This is a genomic window from Paraburkholderia sp. CHISQ3 (assembly GCF_030464945.1).
Taxonomy (GTDB): Bacteria; Pseudomonadota; Gammaproteobacteria; order Burkholderiales; family Burkholderiaceae; genus Paraburkholderia; species Paraburkholderia megapolitana.
On sequence record NZ_JALPRG010000005.1, the window covers coordinates 56,111 to 78,236 of the forward strand.

Genomic DNA, 22,126 nt, shown 5'->3' on the forward strand with positions numbered 1-22,126 from the left:
AAAATCCCGCCACGTGAAATCGCAACAGAATGAATGTCTTCTGCGTCATATCGGTGTTCCCTGAAAGACCGCGACGCTCACGCGTGTCGCGCGAGACGCCGGACAAAGCGGTCGCCGACGAACTGCACGGCCGTCACGATGACGATGAGCAGCACGATCACCGTGACCATCACGGTCGTATCGAAGCGCTGATAACCGTAGCGGATCGCGAGATCACCAAGCCCGCCCGCGCCGACCGCGCCCGCCATGGCCGACGAGCCGATCATCGCCACGACCGTAATCGTGAAGCCACCGAGAATACCCGGCAGCGCTTCGGGCAGCAACACGTGCCAGACGATGTGGCGGCGTTGCGCGCCCATCGCCTGCGCGGCTTCGATCAAACCGCGATCGACCTCGCGCAGACTCACTTCCGCCACGCGCGCAAAAAACGGAATCGCGGCGATGCTGAGCGGCACGATCGCGGCCCAAACGCCGATCGTCGTTCCAACCAGTAAACGTGTGAGCGGCAGCAGCGCGACCAGCAGGATGATGAACGGTGTCGAGCGAAATGCATTGACCAGTGCGCCGAGTGTCGTATTCACCGCGCGACGTTCGAAGATGCCGCCGCGCGTCGTCGTCACCAGGATGAGTGCTAGCGGAATACCGATCAACGCCGCGATCACCGCCGATACGCCCACCATCACGATCGTGTCGCGAATCGCACCGGCCAGCTCGGATAGCCAGAGATCAGACATAGCCGAGCACCTCCACACGGTTCGCGTAACGTTTTGCTTGCTCGACCAGGGCGGCGACCTGGGTTTGCAATCCTTCGTGTGTAACGTCGGCATGAGCGCTACTTAATTGCGCTGCGACGATCAATCGTCCTTGCGCATGCCCTTGAATCCGGTCGATACCGCCATGCACGAAGCTCACGCGACCGCCGCCGCCCGCGCCAAGCGCACTGACGAGGCCACCCAGATCGGGCTCACGCGCATCGGCGCCGGTGAAGCGCACGTCGAGCAGCACCTGGGCCGCGTCGGGCGCTGCTTCGTCCAGAGATTTCACGCGCGCCGCAAGATCGGCCGGCAGATCGTGAACCAGTGTGCGCAGCAACGCACGCGTCGCGTCGTGCTGCGGATCGCCGAACACACGCCACACGGGACCCACCTCGACGACTTCACCGCGCTCGAGCACCGCGACCGTATCGCACACTTCGCGGATCACTTCCATTTCGTGCGTGATCAATACGATCGTCAGACCGAGACGCCGGTTGATATCGCGCAGCAGCGTGAGAATCGCCTGCGTCGTTTCCGGATCGAGTGCGGATGTCGCTTCGTCGCACAGCAGGATGTCGGGATCGTGCACCAGTGCGCGTGCTATACCGACCCGCTGCTTCTGCCCGCCCGAGAGGCTGGCTGGCCACGCATCGCGTTTCGCCGAGAGCCCGACTAGCTCGAGCAGTGCATCGACCTTTTCGTCGATTGCGGCTTTCGGCACGCCGGCTATCTTGAGCGGTAGCGCAATGTTGCCGTGCACGGTTTTCGCGGACAGCAGGTTGAAGTGCTGGAACACCATGCCGGTGCGCCGCCGCAGGCCAACCAGCCCGCGCTCGTCGAGGCCTCCGACGCTCACACCGTTCACGCGCACGGTGCCGGACGTCGGCTTTTCGAGTCCGTTGACGAGACGCAGCAGCGTCGACTTACCCGCCCCGCTACGACCGATGATGCCAAACACTTCACCGCGTGCCACCGAAAGCTCGACGTTCGCCAGGGCATTCGCATTCGCACCACGCGGGCCGGCAAAGGATTTGCCGATACCTTCGAACTGCACGGCAGGTAGCGCAGCATCGCGCGCCGCATGGTCCGCGGCTCGCGCAGGCGCGTCCTCGATAAAACCGGGCCGATCGAAAAGCGACGTCATGCTTCAACCGACGTGTTCGCACGACGCCGATGCTGCGCACCCACGTGCACATCGGGCAACCGCGCCCGACCCGCGCCGAACAGCTTCTCGCGCAGCGTCGGCGCGGCAGCGTAGTCTTCCTTGTAAACCCCACGGTTCTGCAGCTCAGGCACGACGAGATCAACGAAATCGACGAACGATTCGGGCATCACAGTACGCGTCAGATTAAATCCGTCGACGCCCGCCTCTTCGATCCACGACACCAGTTCGTCGGCAATCTGCTGCGGCGAACCGACCACCGGCTTCGCACGACCGCCTAACGTCATCTGTTCGAGCACCTTGCGCTTGGTCCACACACCGGTGGTACTTTTCTTCGAAATCGCCTCGACCGCCGATTGCATCGACTCGGTCTTCACATACGAAATCGGTTCGTCGAGTTCGTACTGCGAGAAGTCGATGCCGGTCGAACTGGAGAAGTGCGCAATACCGCCTTCGGCACTCGCATAGCGGCGATATTCCTCGAATTTTTCCTGCGCGACGCGTTCGGTTTCACCGACCACGACTGTGATGCCGGCAAAGATCTTGATGTCGTCAGGCGCACGACCAAAGCGGACGGCGCGAGCGCGAATGTCATCGACGATCGAACGCGTCAGTTGCTTGTTCTGACCGCCAACGAACACGCACTCCGCATGACGCGCCGCAAAATCGACGCCACGCTGCGACGATCCTGCCTGATACAACACCGGCGTACGCTGCAACGATGGCTCGCTCAGGTGGATCGCATCGATCGAATAGTACGGACCATCGTGCTTCACACGGTGCACCTTGTCCGGATGCGAAAACACGCGTGCCGCGCGATCGCGTACCACCGCATCGTCTTCCCAGCTCTGCTCCCACAGCTTGTACACGACGTCCATGTAATCATCAGCGCGGTCGTACCGGTCGTCGTGCGCGATCTGCTGCGTGAGCCCCATGCCGCGCGCAGCGCTGTCCAGATAGCCGGTCACGATATTCCAGCCGACGCGACCCTTGGTCAGATGATCGAGTGTCGACATACGCCGGGCGAACAGATACGGCGGTTCATAGGTCAGATTCGCCGTCACGCCGAAGCCGATGTGCTTCGTTACCGCGGCCATTGCCGGCACGATCAGCGTGGGGTCGTTGATCGGAATCTGCACCGATTCGCGCAACGGCGTATCCGGACCGCCTTGATAGATGTCGTACACCCCGACAATATCGGCCAGAAAAATTCCGTCGAACTTGCCGCGCTCGAGCGTGCGCGCGAGATCGGTCCAGTAGTCGAGATCGGTGTAGTGCGCCGAGCGGTCGCGCGGATGTGTCCACAAACCGTGATTGATGTGGCCGACCGCATTCATATTGAACGCGTTCAGCAGGATTTTCTTCTTCGTCATTGCGTGGCTCCGTCGTGCTCGCTGCGTTGCGTTGCCGTTACCACGCGACGGCGTAGAGATTGCCGAACGCCTTGTCGAGCGCGGTGCGCACCGCCGGCGAATGCTGATAGATCGAGATGAACTTGCGGATGCGCGGATCATTCACGCTGTCGGGCCGCACCACCCACTAGATCGCGAATATCTTGTTCTCAGTGCCGTCGAAAAGCAGCGCACTGTTCGGATCGGTCGTGCCGGCGAGCTTGATGAAGCTCGGATAGCCTTGTGCCAGATCGACGTCGTCGAGCGAGCGGGCGAGTTGCGACGCTTCGAGTTGCACGATCTTCAGATGTTTCGGGTTGTCGACGATATCGAGCGTGGTCGCCCGGTAGTCAATGCCGGGTTTCAGCTTGATCAGGCCGGCGCGTTGCAGCAACAGCAGTCCGCGACCGCCGTTCACCGGGTCGTTCGCAATCGCCACGGTGGCACCGTCTTTCAACTCGTCGAAGCGCTTCACTTTCTTCGAGTACAAACCGATCTTCATGATCGTGCCGGGCGCGATGGCAACGAAGTTATAACCGCCCTGCTTCTTCGCGTTCTCGAGAAACGGAACGTGCTGGAAATAGTTGACGTCGATGTCCTTGTTCGCCAGCGCTGCGTTTGGCGTATTCCAGTCGGTGAATTCGATGATCTTCACGTCGAGGCCCTGATCTTTTGCTTCGCGCGCCGCGATTTTCAGTGCTTCGATCTGCGGGCTCGTCGCGGTACCGATCTTCAACGTGGGTAGATCGGCGGCCACGGCAGCAGACGCGGACGCCGCAAACACGAGTGCGCTACCCAGAGCGAGCATGGGCGAGCGCCCCGCCACGCGGAAGAAGCGCCGCACGCTGGACAGGAAAAATTTCATGGTGAACTCAATCGACGAGGTTGGTCGGGGTGTACCGCTTCCGGCCTGACAGCGGAGATCGGTGCCGCCGGTGTCGGGCGTACCCGTGGGCGGCTTGGGACGCTTGATGCGCGATGCGTAGACGAACTAGCGGATCAGCGCGGACAGCGGAAATGCAGGCAGGTCATCGCCTCTCTCCAGATGAGGTGCAGACGATGATAGGGCCGCTCCGGGACGCGGTCTACGAACGGATTTTCGAATGGAAATCGCGAAATGCGATATGGATGGGCGAAACTGTGCAGTCGCGTTGCCGCCTTCGCTGCGAAATAAAAAAAGCTGGTGACCTGGAAGCACCGCCGGGTGCACCCAGATCGCCAGCTAACACAAGGAACCTGGAAGGAACCTGCGTGGGAGCCACCGTTAGCGCTTGACGCGCCGAATTAACTTAACGCTTCGCAATCTGCTGTTGCGCATCGCTGTTCGCTACATCGGCCGCAGCCGTAGCGGGCATTCCATCCCAACCACCGCCGAGCGCACGGATCAGGTTGACCGTCGACACAGCCTGGGTACCGGTCAAACGGCTCGCCTGCAACTGCGACACCAGCACCGAACGCTCGCTGTCGATCACGTTGAGATAGCTCACCTGCCCTTCCTCGTACTGCGTCTGCGACAGATGCGCCGCGCGCTGCGACGCGACCACTGCGTCGTTTTGCGCGCTGATCTGATCGTCGAGCAGACGTAGATCGGCAAGGTTGTCCTCGACTTCGCGGAACGCGACGAGCACCTGCTGACGATACTGCGCCACATCTTCGTCGTACTTCGCGCGAGCCTGACTGAGACCGGCGCGGCGGCGACCGCCGTCGAAGATCGGCAGCGTCAACGCAGTACCGGCCAAAGGCCCAAGCAGGAACGTCCGGCTCGACCACATGAACAGGCTGCCCAACGTCGCCGATTCATAACCAAGCGCACCGGTGATATCGAGCTTCGGGAAGAACGCCGACTTCGCCAGACCGACCCGCGCATTTGCTGCAGCCATTGCGCGCTCGGCCGCCGAAATATCCGGACGACGTTCGAGCAGCGCGGACGGCAGCCCAGCCGGCACACGCGCGACGACCGGCGCGAGCGGCGTTTCCGGGAACGAGAAATCGGCGGGCGCCTTGCCGAGCAGGATGGCAAGACTGTGCTCCGACGCTGCACGTTGACGCGCTACGCCCACCGCATCGGCGCGTGCCGATGCGAGTTCGTTGCGAGCCTGCGCGACGTCGAGTTCGCTGATATCGCCTTCCTTGAAACGGCGTTCGGTCAGCTTCAGCGAGTCCTCACGCAGTTTGACGGTCTGGCGGTACAGCCCCTGATCGGTGTCGAACTGGCGCAACTGGAAGTAGTTCTGCGCGACATCCGCCTGCAGCGCGAGCTGCACCGAGCGGAACAGCGCTTCGCTCTGCTGTGCGTCGGCACGCGCCGCGTTGACGTTCGATCCGACCCGCCCGAACAGATCCGCCTCGTAAGAAACGGTACCCTGCGCGCGCCACAACGTCGTGGTCGTCGAACCATTGTTCTGCGGCAGAAACTGCGATGCCGCCGACGCCGTTTCGCGCGTCGGCCCAAAGCCCGCATCGAGCGACGGGAACCACGCGGAGCGAGCCGCCTGGGTCAGCGCACGCGCCTGCTGCACGCGTGCGGCCGCCGCCTTCAGATCCTGATTCGCCGTCGCAGCCTGCTGCTCCAGATCGTTCAGCGTCGAATCGCCGAACACGGTCCACCATTCGCCGCGATGCTCGGCATCGGCCGGTTGCGCGGGCTTCCACGTGCCCGCATCCTGCGCACTGATCGCTGGCGCTTCCTTGAAGGCGGCCGGTGTCGGTGCATCGGGCCGCTTGTACGTCGGCTCTACAGAGCAGGCGGCGAGCAACATCAGCAGCAGGCCGCTCGCGGCCGCCCGGCTCCAGCCGGGCAAAGATTCAAGCCTTTTCATTATTGGTTTCTCCTCAGGCGTGCGTCGCCGGCAACGCTTGATGCGGCGAATCCTTCTGCGCCACATGAATCTTGCCGCCAGCGAGCGTACGCAGTACCACATAGAACACCGGTGTCAGCATCAGGCCGAACAGCGTCACGCCGAGCATGCCGAAGAACACCGCGATACCCATCGCATGGCGCATTTCCGAACCCGCGCCGGTCGACAGCACGAGCGGTACCACGCCCATGATGAAAGCAATCGACGTCATCAGGATCGGACGCAGCCGCATGCGGCTCGCCTCGATTGCCGCCGACAGCGGCGAATGGCCATCGTGTTCGAGCTCGCGAGCGAACTCGACGATCAGGATGGCGTTTTTCGACGCCAGCCCCACCAGCACCATCAAGCCGATCTGCGTGAAGATATTGTTGTCGCCCTGCGTGAGCCACACGCCGGTCAACGCGGACAGCAGGCTCATCGGCACGATCAGGATCACCGCGAGCGGCAGCGACAGACTTTCATACAACGCAGCGAGCACGAGGAACACGAGCAGCACGCTGATCGGGAACACCCACATACCGGCATTGCCCGCCAGCATCTGCTGGTACGTCAGGTCGGTCCATTCGAGCTTCACGCCGCGCGGCAAGGTTTCCGCCGCGATGCGTTCGGCCGCTGCCTGCGCCTGGTTCGTCGAATAGCCCGGCGCCGGACCGCTGTTGATGTCCGCAGCCGTGTAACCGTTGTAGCGCACCACCATTTCCGGACCGTACGTCGGCGTCACGGTGACGAGCGACGACAGCGGCACCATATCGCCGGCGGCGTTACGCGTCTTCAGTTGCAGGATGTCGTCCGCGCGCTGCCGGAACGGCGCATCGGCCTGCACCCGCACCTGGTACACGCGACCGAAGCGGTTGAAGTCGTTCACGTACAGCGAGCCGAGATAGATCTGCATCGTGTTGAACACATCGGTGACCGGCACGCCGAGCTGCTTCGCTTTCACACGGTCCAGATCGACGTTGAGCTGCGGCACGTTGATCTGATAGCTGGAGAACGTCGGCCCGAGTTCAGGCGTCGTCGATGCCTTCTTGATGAACGCCTGGCTTGCGTTATTCAACTCCGCATAACCAACCGCACCGTGGTCTTCCAGCTGCAACTTGAAACCGCCAAGCGTACCGAGACCGAGCACCGGCGGCGGCGGAAACACCGCCACGAACGAATCCTTGATCGCGCCGTACTGCTGGTTCAGCGCACCGGCAATCGCACCGGCCGACAACGTCTTGCTACCGCGTTCCTTGAACGGCTTCAGCGTGACGAACACAATGCCCGCGCTGGAACTGTTCGTGAAGCCGTTCACCGACAGCCCCGGGAACGCCACAGCACTTTCCACACCCGGCTGCTTCAGCGCAATCGCGCTCATGTCGCGGATCACCTTCTCCGTGCGATCGAGCGATGCACCGTTCGGCAGCTGCGCGAACGCGATCAGGTATTCCTTGTCCTGCGCCGGCACGAAGCCGCCGGGCACGACGTGCGTGATCAACGCGGTCGCGCCGAGCAGCACCGCATACACGACGAGCATCGCGCCCTTGCGCTTGAGCGCACCGTTCACACCGCGGCTATACGCGGTCGAACCACGCCGGAACACCTTGTTGAAGCCGGCGAAGAAACGGCCGAGCACACGATCCATCACGCGCGTCAGCACGTCCGGCTTCGCACCGTGGTCGCGCAGCAGCAACGATGCAAGCGCCGGCGACAGCGTCAGCGAGTTGAACGCCGAGATCACCGTCGAAATCGCGATGGTCATCGCAAACTGCTTGTAGAACTGACCGGTCAGGCCCGTCATGAATGCGAGCGGCACGAACACGGCAACCAGCGTGAGCGCGATGGCGATAATCGGCCCGCTCACTTCCTGCATCGCCTTGTAGGTCGCATCGCGCGCACTGAGCCCGCTTTCGATGTTCCGCTCGACGTTCTCCACCACCACGATCGCATCGTCGACGACGATCCCGATCGCGAGCACCATCCCGAACAGCGACAACGCGTTGATCGAGAAACCGAATGCCAGCAGCAGCGAGAACGTCCCGATGATCGACACCGGCACAGCGATCAATGGAATGATCGACGCGCGCCACGTTTGCAGGAACACGATCACCACGATCACGACCAGCGCGATGGCTTCGAGCAGCGTATGCACGACCGCCTCGATACTCGAGCGCACGAACTGCGTCGGGTCATAGACGATCTTGTAGTCGACGCCAGCCGGGAAGTCCTGCTGCAATTCCTTCATGGTTGCCCGAACTTCGTCGGAAATCTGCAGCGAGTTCGCGCCCGGCGACTGGTTGATCGCGAGTGCGACGGCCGGCTTGTTGTCGAGCAACGAACGCAGACCGTATTCCGATGCGGCAAGCTCGATCCGCCCGAGGTCGCGCAGATACGTGACGGCGCCATCGGGCGCGGTCTTCACGACGATGTCGCCGAATTCGCCTTCCGTGCGCAGACGGCCGCGAGCGTTCACCGACAACTGCAACGGCGTGCCCGGCACCGACGGCGACGCGCCGATCGTCCCGGCCGCGACCTGGATGTTCTGCTCGCGAATTGCATTGACGACATCGGTAGCGGTCAGGTCGCGCTGTGCGACCTTCTGCGGATCGAGCCAGATGCGCATCGAGTAGTCGCCGGCGCCCCACAGCTGCACCTGGCCGACGCCCTTGATCCGTTCGAGCCGGTCCTTGACGTTCAGCAGCGCGTAGTTGCGCAGGTACGTCATGTCGTACTGGTTGTTCGGCGAGATCAGGTGGACCACCATCGTCAACGTCGGCGAACTCTTGATCGTCGTCACGCCGAGCCGCTGCACGTCGTCCGGCAGACGCGGCAACGCTTGGTTCACGCGATTCTGCACAAGCTGCGTGGCGAGGTCCGGGTTGGTACCGAGCTTGAACGTGACGGTGAGCGTCAGGTTGCCGTCGCTATTCGCCTGCGACTGCATGTACAGCATGTTCTCAACGCCGTTGATCTGCTCTTCGAGCGGCGACGCGACCGCTTCCGCGATCACCTTCGGGTTCGCACCCGGATACTGCGCGTGAACCACCACCGAAGGCGGCACCACTTCCGGATATTCGGAGATCGGCAGCTGGAACAGCGAAATCACGCCTCCCAGCAGGATCAGGACCGACAGCACACCCGCGAAGATTGGCCGGTCGATAAAGAATTTAGATATGTTCATTGGAGGCTCTTGATGTTGGAGCGCTTGCGCGTGTCGAACGGTGCGAGCTCATGGCTCGCGCCGTTCAGCCTGGACGACAGATCGCGTCCGCGGTTCACGAATTCTTCTCCGTCTTCGCTTGCGGCTGGGCCGGGGCTTGCGCGTCTGCCTGGGCCGGTGCGGGCTTCGCTGCAGGCGTTTTCGTCTGGGCAACCGGTGCCGCATTCGGATCGACGTCGGCGTTCATCGGCACCATGTGCGCGCGCACCTGGTCGCCGGGTCGCACACGCTGCGTACCATTCACGACGATACGATCGCCAGCCGCGAGACCGCTCTTGATGACACGCAGGCCTTCCTGCTGCGCACCGAGTGTCACTTCGCGGTACGCAACGTGATCATCCTTGTCGACGACGAACACGAACTTCTTGTCCTGATCGGTATTGACCGCAGCATCGTCGATCATCACCGCCGGATGCGGCACGCTACCGCTGACCTTCACGCGTGCGTACAGCCCTGGCACGAGCACACCGTCCGCGTTATCGAAACGCGCGCGCACGCGGATCGTGCCTGACGACGTATCGAGCCGGTTGTCCACCGATTCGATCGTGCCGCTGCGCGAGTAACCGGTTTCGTCGGCGAGGCCGAGTTCGACCGGTACCTTGCCGTCCTTCACACGGCTGATGTACTGCAGATAGGTTTGTTCGTCGGCATCGAACGATGCGTAGATCGGCGACACGGAAACGAGCGTCGTGAGCGGCGCGGCGCTGGCGCCCGCCGATACGACGTTGCCAAGCGTGATTTCCGCACGCGATACGCGACCCGACACCGGCGCGACGATCTTCGTGTAGCCCAGGTTGATGCGCGCGGTTTCGAGCGCGGCTTCAGCGGCCTTCTGGTTTGCATTCGCTTCGCGCGACGCGTTCTGCTTCTCGTCGTAGTCGCGTTTCGCGATTGCGTTGTCGCTGAGCAGGCGTTGTGCGCGTTCCCAGTCGCTTTGCGCATAGCCGCTGCGTGCCTGCGTGGCGGCGAGCTGCGCCGCCGCGCGATCGACTTCGGCCTGATACGGCCGCGGGTCGATGACGAACAGCGTGTCGCCCTTTTTCACGAGCGCGCCGTCCTTGAAATTCACCGAGACGATCGTGCCCGACACCAGCGGACGCACGTCGACCTTCTCGATGGCTTCGAGGCGGCCCGAATAGCTTTGCCAGTCGGTGATCGTCTTCTGGACGACCGTCGCGACGTCGACTTCGGGAACGATTGCCGACGCGGACTGCGCCGGCGCGCGTGCATCGACGCGGATCGCGCCCAGCGTACCGAGCCCGGCTACGACGAGGACAGCAACCGTGGCGATTGCCAGACGGGGGCGGGAGAGCGGAAGAATGGACATGTTGGCTCCAAGGTGGTTTCTGTAGTCGATCAAGTTGTTTGTTTGGCTGCGCGCGTTTCACGGGCCTCGCGTGCATCGCGGGCCTCGCGACTGTCACGGACATCGCGGGTATCGCGCATCTCGAAGCGGCACTGGAAGAAGCGCACGGCTTCCTCCAGGGCGGCCGGATGTTCGGCGACGGCGGCATGCGACACGCTCGGGTAGCGCACCACCTGGGTCAGCACACCCGCGTCGATCAGGCTGCTCGCGTACTTCTCGGCCTCGACGTGCAGCACATCGTTTTGTGCGGTGATGACCAGCGTGGCCGGCAAACCGGCAAGCCGCGCCGATTCGAGTGGCGCAGCATACGGATGCATGCGTTGCGACGCCTGCGGCAAATACGCGCGGTAGCAGGCTGCGCACTCGCTCGCGGTGATGTCCGAACTGAGCCGACGCTCGTCGCCAAGCCGTGTGAGGCTTGGATCGAGCATCGGACCGAACAACGCCTGCGCGTCGATGCGCACGTCGCCGCGATCGCGCCCGATGAACGCGAGACAGTTGGCCAGTTGCCCGCCGGCGTCATGGCCCGCCACGCCCAGACGCCGCGTATTGCCGCCGAACGTGCGCGCGTTGGTCTGCGCCCAGAGCGCCGCGAGGTGTGCGTCTTCAGGCGCGGCGGGAAACGGAAAGCGCGGCGCGAGCGAATAGCCGACCGACACTACGAGAGCCGGTAAGCGCTCTGCTAAATAGCGTGCGGCGGTGTCGGCGGCATCGATCGAACCGCGCACGAAACCCCCGCCGTGGAAGTACAGCAGCACCGGCAGCCCCGACTTGGCGGCAGGCCGGTACAGACGCAGCGTGATCGGCTGTGCGTAGCCCTCGATCTGTACATCGGTGAGTTCCAGCGAGGTGCCGTCCTCCGCGAGGCCCGAGGCCGAGGGAGTGAAGGAGTACGGCGATTTGAATGCATCCATGTCGAGCAGCGCAATGCGCACAGAAAGGCGATGGTGCGAATTGTGGGTTCAGCAGACTCGCAAATAAATGCCTATAATCCGGCAACACAATTCGGTGCACCTGAACAATCGCCTCGCTTATCGGCTGGGCGGCTTCTCTCCAGATGCACCTGCCCTTTCGGAGGTCTGCAATGGACCGGCTTCAGGCCATGCAAGTGTTCACCCGGGTCGTCGACACCAACAGTTTCACGCGCGCAGCGGAAACGCTCGACATGCCGCGCGCGTCGGTCACGACCATCATTCAGAATCTCGAAGCGTTTCTCGGCGTACGCCTGATGCACCGGACCACCCGGCGCCTCTCGCTGACGCCCGATGGCGCCGCCTACTACGAGCGTTGCGTGCGGATTCTCGCGGATGTCGAGGAAACCGAAGCAAGCTTCCAGAGCGGCAACAAGAAGCCGCACGGCAAGCTGCGTATCGACATGCCGGGCTCGATCGGCCGGTTGATCGTGATTCCTTCCCTGTGCGAATTCCACACTCGCTACCCGGATATTGATCTGCAGCTCGGTTTAACGGACCGGCCGGTCGATCTGTTGCAGGAGGGTGTGGATTGCGTGGTGCGCGTGGGCGCGCTGCAGGATTCGTCGCTGGTGGCGCGACGTATCGGGTTATTCGAAGGCGTGTCGTGCGCGTCGCCCGATTACCTCGCAAAGTTTGGCACACCGCAGACATTCGAAGATCTCGAGCAGCATAAGGCTGTGAATTACTTTTCGAGTCGTACGGGACGTGTGATCGACTGGGCTTTTCTGGTGGACGGCAAGGAAGTCGAGGCGAAGATGCAGGGCATCGTGTCGGTCAACGATGCGGATGCTTATGTCACCTGTGGGCTGGAGGGATTCGGTTTGATCCAGCCGGCGCGCTTTATGGTGCTGCCGCATTTGCAGTCGGGGCAACTGGTGGAGGTGCTGCCGCATCTGAAGCCGCTGCCGATGCCGATTTCGGCGGTGTATCCGCATAGCCGGCATCTGTCGTCGAAGGTGCGGGTGTTTGTCGACTGGATTGCCGAGGTGTTCGATCGGTGTCCGTTGTTGAGTGGGCGGGCAAGTCTTGATAAGACTTGTACGATGCGCACGCCTGAGCAGCGGGAGGCGGCTTCTGCGCTGGATACTCCTGTTATGACTGAATGGGTCGCATAGGGTTTTGTTTGTTTGCCTGTGCAGGCGGCTGTCGTTTGCTTTGGCCGGCGGCCTAGCTTTAGCGCCTCTCGGCTGGATTGTTTGCCTGTGCAGGCGGCTTCTTGTTAGCGCCTCGCGGCTGGTTTGTTTTTGCCTGTGCAGGCGGCTTTGTTTTAGCGCCTCGCGGCGCAGGCGTTGCCCCTGTGCGGGGCGGCACCTTCTTTCTTTGCCGCGGCAAAGAAAGAAGGCAAAGAAAGCCGCTCGAGACGTTACCGTGTCCTTTCCGTGTGCCGCCCTCGTGGCGCGCACCTAAGTGTCGCCCTCGCACTGACACTCCAGCGGTCCGAGACGAGATCGCACCTCGCGCCGCGAGCGGTAGTGACAAGGCGCTCATTCGTTCCGGCGCGCTTCGCCGCCGATGGACATAACCGCTCTCGTTTAGCGTGTCTTGACCTCTTCGATTTAAGCCCTCTTCTTTGGCCTTCAGCCTGGCTCTTTGTCCCTCAGTTGCGTCTTTAATCTCGTCACGGACTTCCTGTTCAGGCCTGGTGTTTAAACTGTTTTCAACGTTCGCCTACGGCTTTAACGTCTCACGCCCCAGGTCGGGTTTCCGTTGTGGTCACCCGACTGCAAGCACGTAGTGCGAGCGGGATGAATGACCGCCTGGTCACTAACGGGTGCGGTGCGAGGGATGGTCTCGTCTCGAACCACTACCGTTTCAGTGCGATGGCGACACTTAGGTGCGGGCCACGAAGACTGCACATGGAAAGGACACGGTAACGTCTCGAGCGGCTTTCTTTGCCTTCTTTCTTTGCCGCGGCAAAGAAAGAAGGTGCCGCCCCGCACAGGGGCAACGCCTGCGCCGCGAGGCGCTAAAACAAAGCCGCCTGCACAGGCAAACAAACCAGCCGCGAGGCGCTAACAACGAGCCGCCTGCAAGGACAAAGGACAGCCACCTGCCAGGGCAGAAAAACCATTGTTCCATTTCGACGACAATTCATTTCACAAAACCGCGATTTATCGCCGGAGCACGAAGGCCTACATTTCACCCTGTCGCAACGCCGACTAACGAGCGTTGCAAACGAATCACAGGAGTGAACCATGAAACACCACCTAATCGCAGGTCTCCTGCTCTCTCTCGCCGCAAGCACAGCAGCATTCGCCGACGGCGGCATCGGCCGGGCAGGCACCTACAACGATTACACGTGGGCCAACAGCAACGCCACCCAGGCACCGAAAACCCGCGAAGAAGTTCGCGCGGAACTCGCGCAGGCCTATCGCGACGGCTCGCTGCCAGCCCTCAGCCGAAACGTGTATCCGAACAAAAGCCTGATCGCCAGCACGCAAGCGGAGCGTATCGCCGCGCAGGAACGCAACGCCGACAACGCCACCCGTGTCGCGCGAGGCGAGTAACGCAGCGTTCGCGTTACGTGCGACATCGATCTGAAACATCGCGCGTGTCCGGCGCACACACCAACACCGGACACACATCACTCGAAGGAGCTCATCATGAACCCATCCGAACTCGACGACTGGTCAACCGATACGCCCGTGTGGACGCCCTACCGCGCGCATTGAATCACCACACGGGCAGTGTTGCCTTACCGATGCGGCACGCCGTCGCGCCACTCGCCCCAGTGCGTCGCAATGTCCTGCACCAGCGGATTGCCCGCGTTATACAGGTTGTCGACTGCAATCGAGAAACCACCCTGCGCCGCGTAGTTCAACAGATTGTCCGCACTCGTCTGGCCCGCATACGGCCGGTCGAAATCGGACCCTGAACGCAGCACCGCTACGCGGCTCAGGTCGACACGCTTCACCGTCGCCGCACGGGTCAGCGCTTCATAGGTGGAGTTGTCTTCCTGTTGCGTCGTGCAATACACGCCCTTGCCGTCGGTCAGGATGTTGGTCCAGTCGCGTGCACGCTGGCCGAGATCGGTACCCGACCACCATGTATCGCCCGCCAGCGTGTCGCACTGAATGACGCTCGGTGGCTGGTTCGCCGGTGCATAGCTGAATTTGGCGCGTGCGGCCTGTGCCTGAGCGTTGTCTTCGAGCGTCACGTTGCGCGACAGCGCGAATGCGGCATCCGCAAGCTGCGTATTGAGCTGGAACACTTCGGTCTTATAGTCGAGCGGCGGTTTTTGCGTCGGGCCCGTCGTGTTGATGCCGAGATAACCGGTGGTCCAGCCCGGCGGAATTTCGCGTCCGTCGATTTCCCACTGAATGCCGAAGTCGACCAGATATTTGGCCCACGCCGCGGAACCGACAGTGCCGCGCAACGGATCGATACCAGCAATGCCCGCCACCATGAAGTACGTATGTCGCAGATCGAATTTCGGCGAGAACGTCAGCGCCATCGTCGAAGCGGCAGCATTCGCGTGACCCATGCCGGTCGTCATCACGCAGATGTCCTGCTTGTTGCAATGCACGGTCGGATAGTCCGGCGACAATCCGGCCACTGTGATTTCCTGCCACGGTCCGAGATGGTCGAGCCAGACCTGGCCCTCCGGCGCAAACATGGAGATGATCATCACCTTCACATGGCGTGCCTGCGAGCCCGAGTCGTTTTGTGCGAAGCTGTTGCTGTCGTCGGCATTCGCCGCTAGTGGCGAAACAGCGCACGCCGCCAGCATCAAGGCCGGGATGGCACTAAAAGTACGGATCAACATAGGAGGTCCTTCCTTTGTTCTATGCAGCGTTGGGAGGAATAACTTGCCTGTATTGCAGATGCGGCAGGATGCCGGATAAGGTCCGGCGCCTCCTGCGAGGGGTGACGTAAAGCGGAACCAAGTATACGTGGCCGCATTTCTTTTGCCATCACGCATTTTTTACGCAGTCCACGTCATTATCAAATCTGATTCAGTAATTTATGCGGATCGGCTCGTCAGTCGCGGCGCGCCGCTTCTTATAAGCGAACGCCTTCCTGGTTCGTTCCCGAACTTTCCCACAGGAGCAGCACGATGGACTATGTCAAACTCGGCCGCACCGGCATCGACGTCTCGCGTCTGTGTCTCGGCTGCATGAGCTATGGCGCCCCCGATCGCGGCGCGCACGCGTGGTCACTCGACGAAGCGCAGGCACGTCCGTTCATCAAGCAGGCGCTCGATCACGGCATCAACTTCTTCGATACCGCCAACGTCTACTCGCTCGGCTCGAGCGAGGAAATCGTCGGTCGTGCATTGAAGGATCTCGCGCGTCGCGACGAGATCGTACTCGCCACCAAGGTCTTCAACCGGATGCGTCCAGGACCGAATGGCGCCGGCCTGTCGCGCAAGGCAATCATGGCGGAAATCGACGCCAGTCTGCACCGGCTCGGTACCGACTACGTCGATCTCTATCAGATTCATCGCTGGGACTATCACACGCCGATTGAAGAAACCATGGAAGCGCTCCATGACGTCGTGAAAGCCGGCAAGGCGCGCTATATCGGCGCGTCGTCGATGTACGCATGGCAATTCTCGAAGGCGCTGCATGTCGCGGAGCAGCACGGCTGGACCCGCTTCGTCACGATGCAGAATTACGTGAATCTGCTGTATCGCGAGGAAGAGCGCGAGATGCTGCCGCTGTGCGAAAGCGAAGGCATCGGTGTCATCCCGTGGAGTCCGCTTGCCCGTGGTCGCCTGACGCGCGAATGGAACACGAGCAGCGCGCGTTCGGAAACCGACGAATACGGCCGCACGCTGTACGCGCACACCGAAGAGGCCGATCGCAAGGTAGTTGAGCGGGTCGGCGAAATCGCGGCCGCACGCGGTGTGCCGCGCGCACAGGTTGCGCTCGCGTGGGTGCTGCAGAAGAAACCCATCACCGCGCCGATTGTCGGTGCAACCAAACTACATCATCTGGACGATGCGGTGGCTGCGCTGTCGCTCGAACTCAGCAGCGACGAGATCGCAAAACTCGAAGAGCTTTACGTGCCGCACGCGGTGGCCGGGTTCAAATAAAAATACATATATACGCGGAACCGGGCGCACTCGCCAGGTTCCGCGAATTCGTCAACGCTGCCGAAGCACACAACTTCATCGCGACAGCGGTCACATCATCGGCCACATGCGACCTCGTAGCGTGCACAGCAAAACTGTACAGTTAAACTGTACATATGCTATGCTCCGCCCATGGTCAAACAAGCACTCACATCCGAAGCCGCCCAGCTCGCCGCTCTAGCCGGCGAACTGCGCATTTCCCTAAGCAAGCTGATTCGTCGAGTACGGGAGCAGGCCTCCGCAGGCGATTTCACTTCGTCGCAGCAATCGGTGCTGCTGCGTCTGGAGCGCGACGGGCCCGCCACCGTGTCCGCCCTCGCCCGTGCCGAAAGCGTGCGACCGCAGTCCATGCGCATTACGGTCGCCGGTCTCGAGGCGATGGGCGCCATCAGTGGCGAACCCGATCCGGATGACGGCCGGCAAACCCTGATCACGCTGACCTCCACTTTCCGGAAGACCGTCAAGGCGAGCCGCGCCGCCAAAGAAGACTGGCTCGTCCACGCATTGCAAGCGCAACTGTCCACACAGGAACAGGAGCAACTCGCCGCTGCGGTGAAACTGCTGCAACGGCTTGCCGACTTCTGAGTCCTCCCTTCGCTCTCGCAGGAAACACATGGCCCTCACCACACTCGATCCCGACACCGCCCTCATCGTCGTCGACCTGCAAAAAGGTATCGTCGCTCTCCCGCTCGTTCACTCCATCGACGCAGTCGTAGAACGATCGCGCACGCTACTCGATGCGTTTCGCGAACGCGGTTTACCGGTCGTCCTGGTCAACGTCGCAGGCGGCGCACCGGGCCGCGTCGAACGGCCGCGTCAGGGCGCGCCGTTCCCGCCCGACTGGACCGAGCTTATTGCCGAACTCGATCGACAACCTGGTGACATCGTCGTCACGAAGCACACCTGGGGTGCCTTCGCCAGCACCGATCTCGCAGACCAGTTGAAGAAGCTGGGCGTGACCCAGGTCGTCATCGTGGGTGTGGCGACCGGAACCGGTGTCGAATCGACCGCTCGCCAGGCTTATGAACTGGGGTTCAACGTGACGCTCGCGCTCGATGCGATGACCGACGGGCGCGCCGAAGCACACGACTACAGCATCAACAACGTCTTTCCGCGGCTCGGCGAAACCGGCACGGCCCAGGACATCATCGATCTGCTCAAAACAAGGAGTGCCTGAAAATGAACTGGCATCATCTCGTGTCATGGTTTTTCGGCGGCGCAGTGCTTGCGAACGCCGTGCCGCATCTGGTTAGCGGCTTGATGGGCAGGCAGTTTCAGAGCCCCTTTGCCACGCCTCGCGGAGAAGGGTTTTCGTCATCGACGGTGAATGCGTTGTGGGGGTTTCTCAACCTGATCGTCGGCTATCTGCTCGTCTGTCGCGTCGGCGATTTCAATCTGGGCGACACCGTCGATGTGGTCCCGCTAGGGCTCGGCATCCTCGTCATGAGCCTGTTCGCCGCGCGGCATTTTGGGCGCTTTAACGGCGGCAATACACCGGAGCATTCGTGAGCATTCCTGCAACGGGTGTCTTCCGTTCGCTGAAAAGCTTCAACTATCGGGTCTGGGCAGCCGGCGCACTGGTGTCCAATGTAGGCACATGGATGCAGCGCACGGCCCAGGACTGGCTGGTGCTGACTCAGCTCACGCATCACAACGCGTCGGCGGTTGGCACGGTCATGGCGCTGCAGTTCGGACCGCAGCTTCTGCTGCTGCCCTGGACCGGCTATGCCGCCGATCACTACAACCAGCGCAAACTGCTGATCGCGACGCAGGCAACGATGGGCGCGCTGGCGCTCGCACTGGGACTGCTGACGGTGACCGGCATCGTCCAGTTGTGGCATGTATATGTGTTCGCGTTTCTGTTCGGTTGCGCGGCGGCGTTCGACGCGCCTGTGCGCCAGACCTTCGTCACCGAACTGGTCGGCGACGCGGATCTGCCGAACGCCGTTGCACTCAACTCGACCTCGTTCAACGCCGCGCGCATGATTGGACCGGCCGCGTCTGGCCTCGTCATCGCATCGGTCGGTACTGGCTGGGCGTTTCTGATCAACGGCGCCAGTTTCGTTGCGGTGCTCGCTTCGCTGTCGTTGTTCCGCGCTTCCGAACTACGCCCCAACGTGAGGGCGCGCCGCACGCCCGGAGGTTTCACCGAAGGGTTCCGCTACGTGTGGTCGCGTCCGGATCTGCTGGCAATTCTGGTCATGTTGTTCCTGATCGGCACGTTCGGCCTGAACTTTCCGATCTTCATTTCGACGATGGCCGTCGGCGTCTTTCACGCCGATGCGCGAGGCTATGGTCTGCTGTCGTCGATGATGGCTATCGGTACCGTCTCCGGTGCGCTGCTGGCTGCCGGTCGCGACAGGCCACAGTTCACATCGTTGATCATCGGCGCCGCGATGTTCGGAGTCGGTTGCACGCTAGCCGCTATCGCGCCGGGCTACTGGCTGTTCGGCAGCGCGCTGGTGGTGATCGGCGTCGCCGCCTTGACCTTTACCAACACGACCAACAGCCTGATGCAGCTGTCGACCGCGCCCGCCATGCGCGGACGGGTAATGGCGATGCGTATTGGCGTTGCGCTCGGGGGGACGCCGATCGGTGCGCCGATCGTCGGTTGGGTGGCGGATCATCCTGGCCCGCGATGGTCACTCGGTGTGGGTGCGGCTTCGGGTTTTGCCGCGGCGCTTGTGGGCATTTACGCTTTGACGCGGCAGATACATCGGCCACGTCACGACCGCTAGCTAAACCGCAATCCTCGAACCGCGCACGCGGATGCCTAGCCGCACGAGCACAATCACGGCGTTCGACAGCAGCCGTAAATCGAGCGGCATGCTGCGGCGGCGGATATCGAGCAACAACACGATGCGCACCTCGTCGCTCGCATTGAGTACCTCATGCTCGAACGTATCGTCCCACAGCATGAACTCGCCTTCGTGCAACCGATGCGCGTGGCCGTCGACGGTCAGCGTGGCGGCGGGTCTGCCTTCAGAGTCGAGCGGCATCGACAGGACGAGATAGCCGCGCAGGATGCCGCGAAACGGTCCGCGATGCGGTGGGATGTGCTTGCCCGGCGCAAGAAACGAAAACGAGGCCGAGAGCACATCGGGCGATTGAGCGACGAGCGCGGCAAGCGTCGGGCAGCGCGCGAGATTACGCGGGAAGCGCACACCGTAGGCTTGCATGATGTACATGCGCCAGTCGCGTCCGTCGTTGGCCGAGATATCGGCTTGCTCGCGCATGATTTCGTGGAAACGCGGGATGCTGGCGATGCTTGCCGCGACCTGCAGCGCCTCGGTTCGAATGGCCTGCCAGTTCGTCTCGAAGGACACAGCATCGGGGAAATGTCGCGCGGCATCCAGCACGGCTGCGTCGTGCAAACGCCGGTCGTAGATGCGGCGCATGAGCCGCGCGCCGCTGTCGTAGAGCCGGCCCATGGCAGTAGTTGCGGCAATGGCAACGGTTCTGGCTGCCGAACGAACGCGGGTATGCATTATCAATTCACGCACTAATCAGATCGGTATCCGCAGGATGGGAATAAATCTTCCTGGAATGACAGTCGATTCTCTCTCGCCGATCTTTTCCGCTCCGAGCGACAGGTAAAACGGCACGGCATTGGGATCGGCTTCGATCACAAAACTTCTGATCCCTCTCGCGCTTGCCTCTTCCCGGAGCGCCGACCACAGCGCGCGAGCGATCCCCTGCCCCATATGGTCGGGGTGAACGAACAGCCACCCCGAAGTCATTTGATCTGAATCCAGCGATGCTCTCGCCCAGAACCCGACAATTCTTCCCTTAAGCTCGGCAACATAGGCGATCGCTCCTTCGATCGCCTCGGGCGTAATCGTGAGATCGTCCTGCCACAAGTCCAGCCAGTCTTTGGGGTAACCCCAGTGCGCTTTCGAAAGAAAGGCGAGCTTCGTGAGCTCGTCCGCGTCCGAGGGATGAGCCGCTCGAATAACAAACTGATGCTGCATTTCGCGCCCTTTGATGAGCACCCGGTTCGTACCGTCCATATCCGTCATGACCGTCACCACTTCACGAGAATTTCGCACAAGTTTAAAGCCGTGAGCCCATCCGCCGACGGATTTTCGATCCATCTACCGTTTAAAGATCCTTACACGAAAAGACTTCGGTCCGTTTTCGACAAGCACCGACGCATGCGTTGATCCCTACATCGAACTTCGCCCGAATAACCACGCTTTCCACCTACGACAGGAGAAGGGTTTGAAAGTTAGCCGAAGGGATTTCCTCGCGCTTGCGATAGCCGGGCTGATGGCGCAAACCTCGTCAGTCTCCTTTGCAGATCAGTCGCCTGATGCGCTGGACTGGCCGGGAGTCGAATGGGACCCCATCACGCCCGAACAAGCCGGATGGTCGACCGATGCGCTCGCGCAGGCTCACGCCTACGCCCAGTCGGTCAATACAGCGGCGCTCGTCATCGTGCATCGCGGTCGCATGGTCGACAGCTTTGGAGACATCGTTCGCAAGCGCGGGATTCATTCGATACGAAAGAGCCTGCTCAGTGCGCTGATCGGCATCGCCGTTGCTGAGAACAAGATCGATCTCGACGCAACCCTCGCGAGCCTGAGTATCGACGACTCCGCTCCCAGCCTCACCGACGCCGAAAAGCAGGCAACTGTGCGGCAGTTACTGCAGGCACGTTCCGGTGTCTATCATCCGGCTCTTTACGAAACGCTCAGCGAGAAGCAACGTCGCCCGGCGCGCGGCAGTCATGCTCCCGGCACGTTCTGGTATTACAACAACTGGGATTTCAATGTGCTCGGTACGATCTACGAGCGCGCGGTCGGCGAATCGATTTTCGAAAGCTTCCGGCAGCGCATTGCTGGGCCGATTGGGATGCAGGACTACCGTCCGCAGGATGGTCGTTATATCCGCGGCGCGGATTCCAATTTTCCGGCTTACCCGTTCCGTATGAGCGCGCGCGATCTGGCGCGCTTCGGCCTGCTTTACCTTCGCTCCGGCCGATGGAATACCGAAACCATTGTTCCCGCAAGCTGGGTTGCGGAGAGCACCCATGCGTGGTCGGAAACCTACCTTCATTCGGGCTATGGTTACCTCTGGTGGACCGGGTTTCCGGATCGCGGCGCGGCCCTCATGGATCTTCCGATCGGTGGCTTCTGGGCCGATGGTCATAACGGTCAGTACGTGATTGTCGATCCGTTGCACGATCTGGTCGTCGTTCACCAGACCGATGCGGATAAGGCCAGGGTCACCGAAGGGCAAATGGGGCGTTTGATGCGGTTGATCTATGCGGCGGCGCATGTCAGCGATCCCGCTGCCGACCCGGCTGCTGGCCCTGTCGATCCGAAAGGGTAACGACACACGC

General features: G+C 61.8%; 17 protein-coding genes and 2 pseudogenes. 8 read left to right on the forward strand and 11 right to left on the reverse strand.

Features of this window, described 5'->3' with window-relative positions:
• Nucleotides 1–77: 77 nt before the first annotated feature.
• The 8 genes and pseudogenes from M0D65_RS12960 to M0D65_RS12995 all read right to left on the reverse strand — a co-directional run.
• The gene (locus M0D65_RS12960; RefSeq protein WP_266253004.1) at nt 78–734 is read right to left on the reverse strand and encodes a methionine ABC transporter permease; all 657 of its coding nucleotides are present in this window, start codon (nt 732–734) and stop codon (nt 78–80) included.
• Nucleotides 727–1,899: a methionine ABC transporter ATP-binding protein gene (locus tag M0D65_RS12965; RefSeq protein ID WP_266253006.1), complete on the reverse strand. Its 1,173-nt coding sequence runs from the start codon at nt 1,897–1,899 to the stop codon at nt 727–729. Before M0D65_RS12965 ends, M0D65_RS12960 begins: the two co-directional genes overlap by 8 nt.
• On the reverse strand, nt 1,896–3,290 hold the full coding sequence (locus M0D65_RS12970; protein ID WP_266253007.1) for an LLM class flavin-dependent oxidoreductase: 1,395 nt from the start codon (nt 3,288–3,290) through the stop codon (nt 1,896–1,898). The genes M0D65_RS12965 and M0D65_RS12970 overlap by 4 nt, the downstream gene beginning before the upstream one ends.
• 37 nt (nt 3,291–3,327) lie before the next feature.
• Nucleotides 3,328–4,173 (reverse strand): annotated as a pseudogene (locus tag M0D65_RS12975) (MetQ/NlpA family ABC transporter substrate-binding protein).
• A 424-nt stretch (nt 4,174–4,597) separates the two neighbouring features.
• A complete protein-coding gene (locus tag M0D65_RS12980) occupies nt 4,598–6,127 on the reverse strand; it encodes an efflux transporter outer membrane subunit (RefSeq protein WP_266253008.1) in 1,530 nt (509 codons plus the stop codon).
• Nucleotides 6,128–6,140: 13 nt separating this feature from the next.
• The gene (locus M0D65_RS12985; RefSeq protein WP_266253010.1) at nt 6,141–9,326 is read right to left on the reverse strand and encodes an efflux RND transporter permease subunit; all 3,186 of its coding nucleotides are present in this window, start codon (nt 9,324–9,326) and stop codon (nt 6,141–6,143) included.
• A gap of 94 nt (nt 9,327–9,420) precedes the next feature.
• The gene (locus M0D65_RS12990; protein ID WP_266253011.1) at nt 9,421–10,692 is read right to left on the reverse strand and encodes an efflux RND transporter periplasmic adaptor subunit; all 1,272 of its coding nucleotides are present in this window, start codon (nt 10,690–10,692) and stop codon (nt 9,421–9,423) included.
• Between the two features lie 113 nt (nt 10,693–10,805).
• Nucleotides 10,806–11,645 (reverse strand): annotated as a pseudogene (locus tag M0D65_RS12995) (alpha/beta hydrolase); the annotation flags it as partial.
• A 170-nt stretch (nt 11,646–11,815) separates the two neighbouring features.
• Between M0D65_RS12995 and M0D65_RS13000 the strand changes: the two are divergent.
• Nucleotides 11,816–12,820: a LysR family transcriptional regulator gene (locus M0D65_RS13000; RefSeq protein ID WP_091007577.1), complete on the forward strand. Its 1,005-nt coding sequence runs from the start codon at nt 11,816–11,818 to the stop codon at nt 12,818–12,820.
• Between the two features lie 1,080 nt (nt 12,821–13,900).
• Nucleotides 13,901–14,212: a DUF4148 domain-containing protein gene (locus tag M0D65_RS13005; protein ID WP_266253012.1), complete on the forward strand. Its 312-nt coding sequence runs from the start codon at nt 13,901–13,903 to the stop codon at nt 14,210–14,212.
• A 188-nt stretch (nt 14,213–14,400) separates the two neighbouring features.
• On the opposite strand, the gene M0D65_RS13010 is transcribed toward M0D65_RS13005, so the two are convergent.
• On the reverse strand, nt 14,401–15,471 hold the full coding sequence (locus M0D65_RS13010) for a purine nucleoside permease (protein WP_091007585.1): 1,071 nt from the start codon (nt 15,469–15,471) through the stop codon (nt 14,401–14,403).
• Nucleotides 15,472–15,762: 291 nt separating this feature from the next.
• Here M0D65_RS13010 and M0D65_RS13015 point away from each other — a divergent pair, with 291 nt between their 5' ends.
• The 5 genes from M0D65_RS13015 (at nt 15,763) to M0D65_RS13035 (ending at nt 19,520) form a co-directional block, all read left to right on the forward strand.
• On the forward strand, nt 15,763–16,743 hold the full coding sequence (locus M0D65_RS13015; RefSeq protein WP_266253013.1) for an aldo/keto reductase: 981 nt from the start codon (nt 15,763–15,765) through the stop codon (nt 16,741–16,743).
• Between the two features lie 171 nt (nt 16,744–16,914).
• Nucleotides 16,915–17,367: a MarR family winged helix-turn-helix transcriptional regulator gene (locus M0D65_RS13020; protein WP_266253014.1), complete on the forward strand. Its 453-nt coding sequence runs from the start codon at nt 16,915–16,917 to the stop codon at nt 17,365–17,367.
• 28 nt (nt 17,368–17,395) lie between these two features.
• Nucleotides 17,396–17,959: an isochorismatase family protein gene (locus M0D65_RS13025; RefSeq protein ID WP_266253015.1), complete on the forward strand. Its 564-nt coding sequence runs from the start codon at nt 17,396–17,398 to the stop codon at nt 17,957–17,959.
• 2 nt (nt 17,960–17,961) lie between these two features.
• On the forward strand, nt 17,962–18,291 hold the full coding sequence (locus tag M0D65_RS13030; RefSeq protein ID WP_266253016.1) for a hypothetical protein: 330 nt from the start codon (nt 17,962–17,964) through the stop codon (nt 18,289–18,291).
• Entirely contained in the window at nt 18,288–19,520 is a 1,233-nt protein-coding gene (locus M0D65_RS13035) for an MFS transporter (protein ID WP_266253017.1), read from the forward strand. The genes M0D65_RS13030 and M0D65_RS13035 overlap by 4 nt, the downstream gene beginning before the upstream one ends.
• On the opposite strand, the gene M0D65_RS13040 is transcribed toward M0D65_RS13035, so the two are convergent.
• A complete protein-coding gene (locus M0D65_RS13040) occupies nt 19,521–20,213 on the reverse strand; it encodes an aspartyl/asparaginyl beta-hydroxylase domain-containing protein (RefSeq protein ID WP_266253398.1) in 693 nt (230 codons plus the stop codon).
• 75 nt (nt 20,214–20,288) lie between these two features.
• A complete protein-coding gene (locus M0D65_RS13045) occupies nt 20,289–20,753 on the reverse strand; it encodes a GNAT family N-acetyltransferase (protein WP_266253399.1) in 465 nt (154 codons plus the stop codon).
• A 250-nt stretch (nt 20,754–21,003) separates the two neighbouring features.
• Between M0D65_RS13045 and M0D65_RS13050 the strand changes: the two genes are divergently transcribed.
• Nucleotides 21,004–22,116: a serine hydrolase gene (locus M0D65_RS13050; RefSeq protein ID WP_266253018.1), complete on the forward strand. Its 1,113-nt coding sequence runs from the start codon at nt 21,004–21,006 to the stop codon at nt 22,114–22,116.
• Nucleotides 22,117–22,126 lie beyond the last annotated feature (10 nt).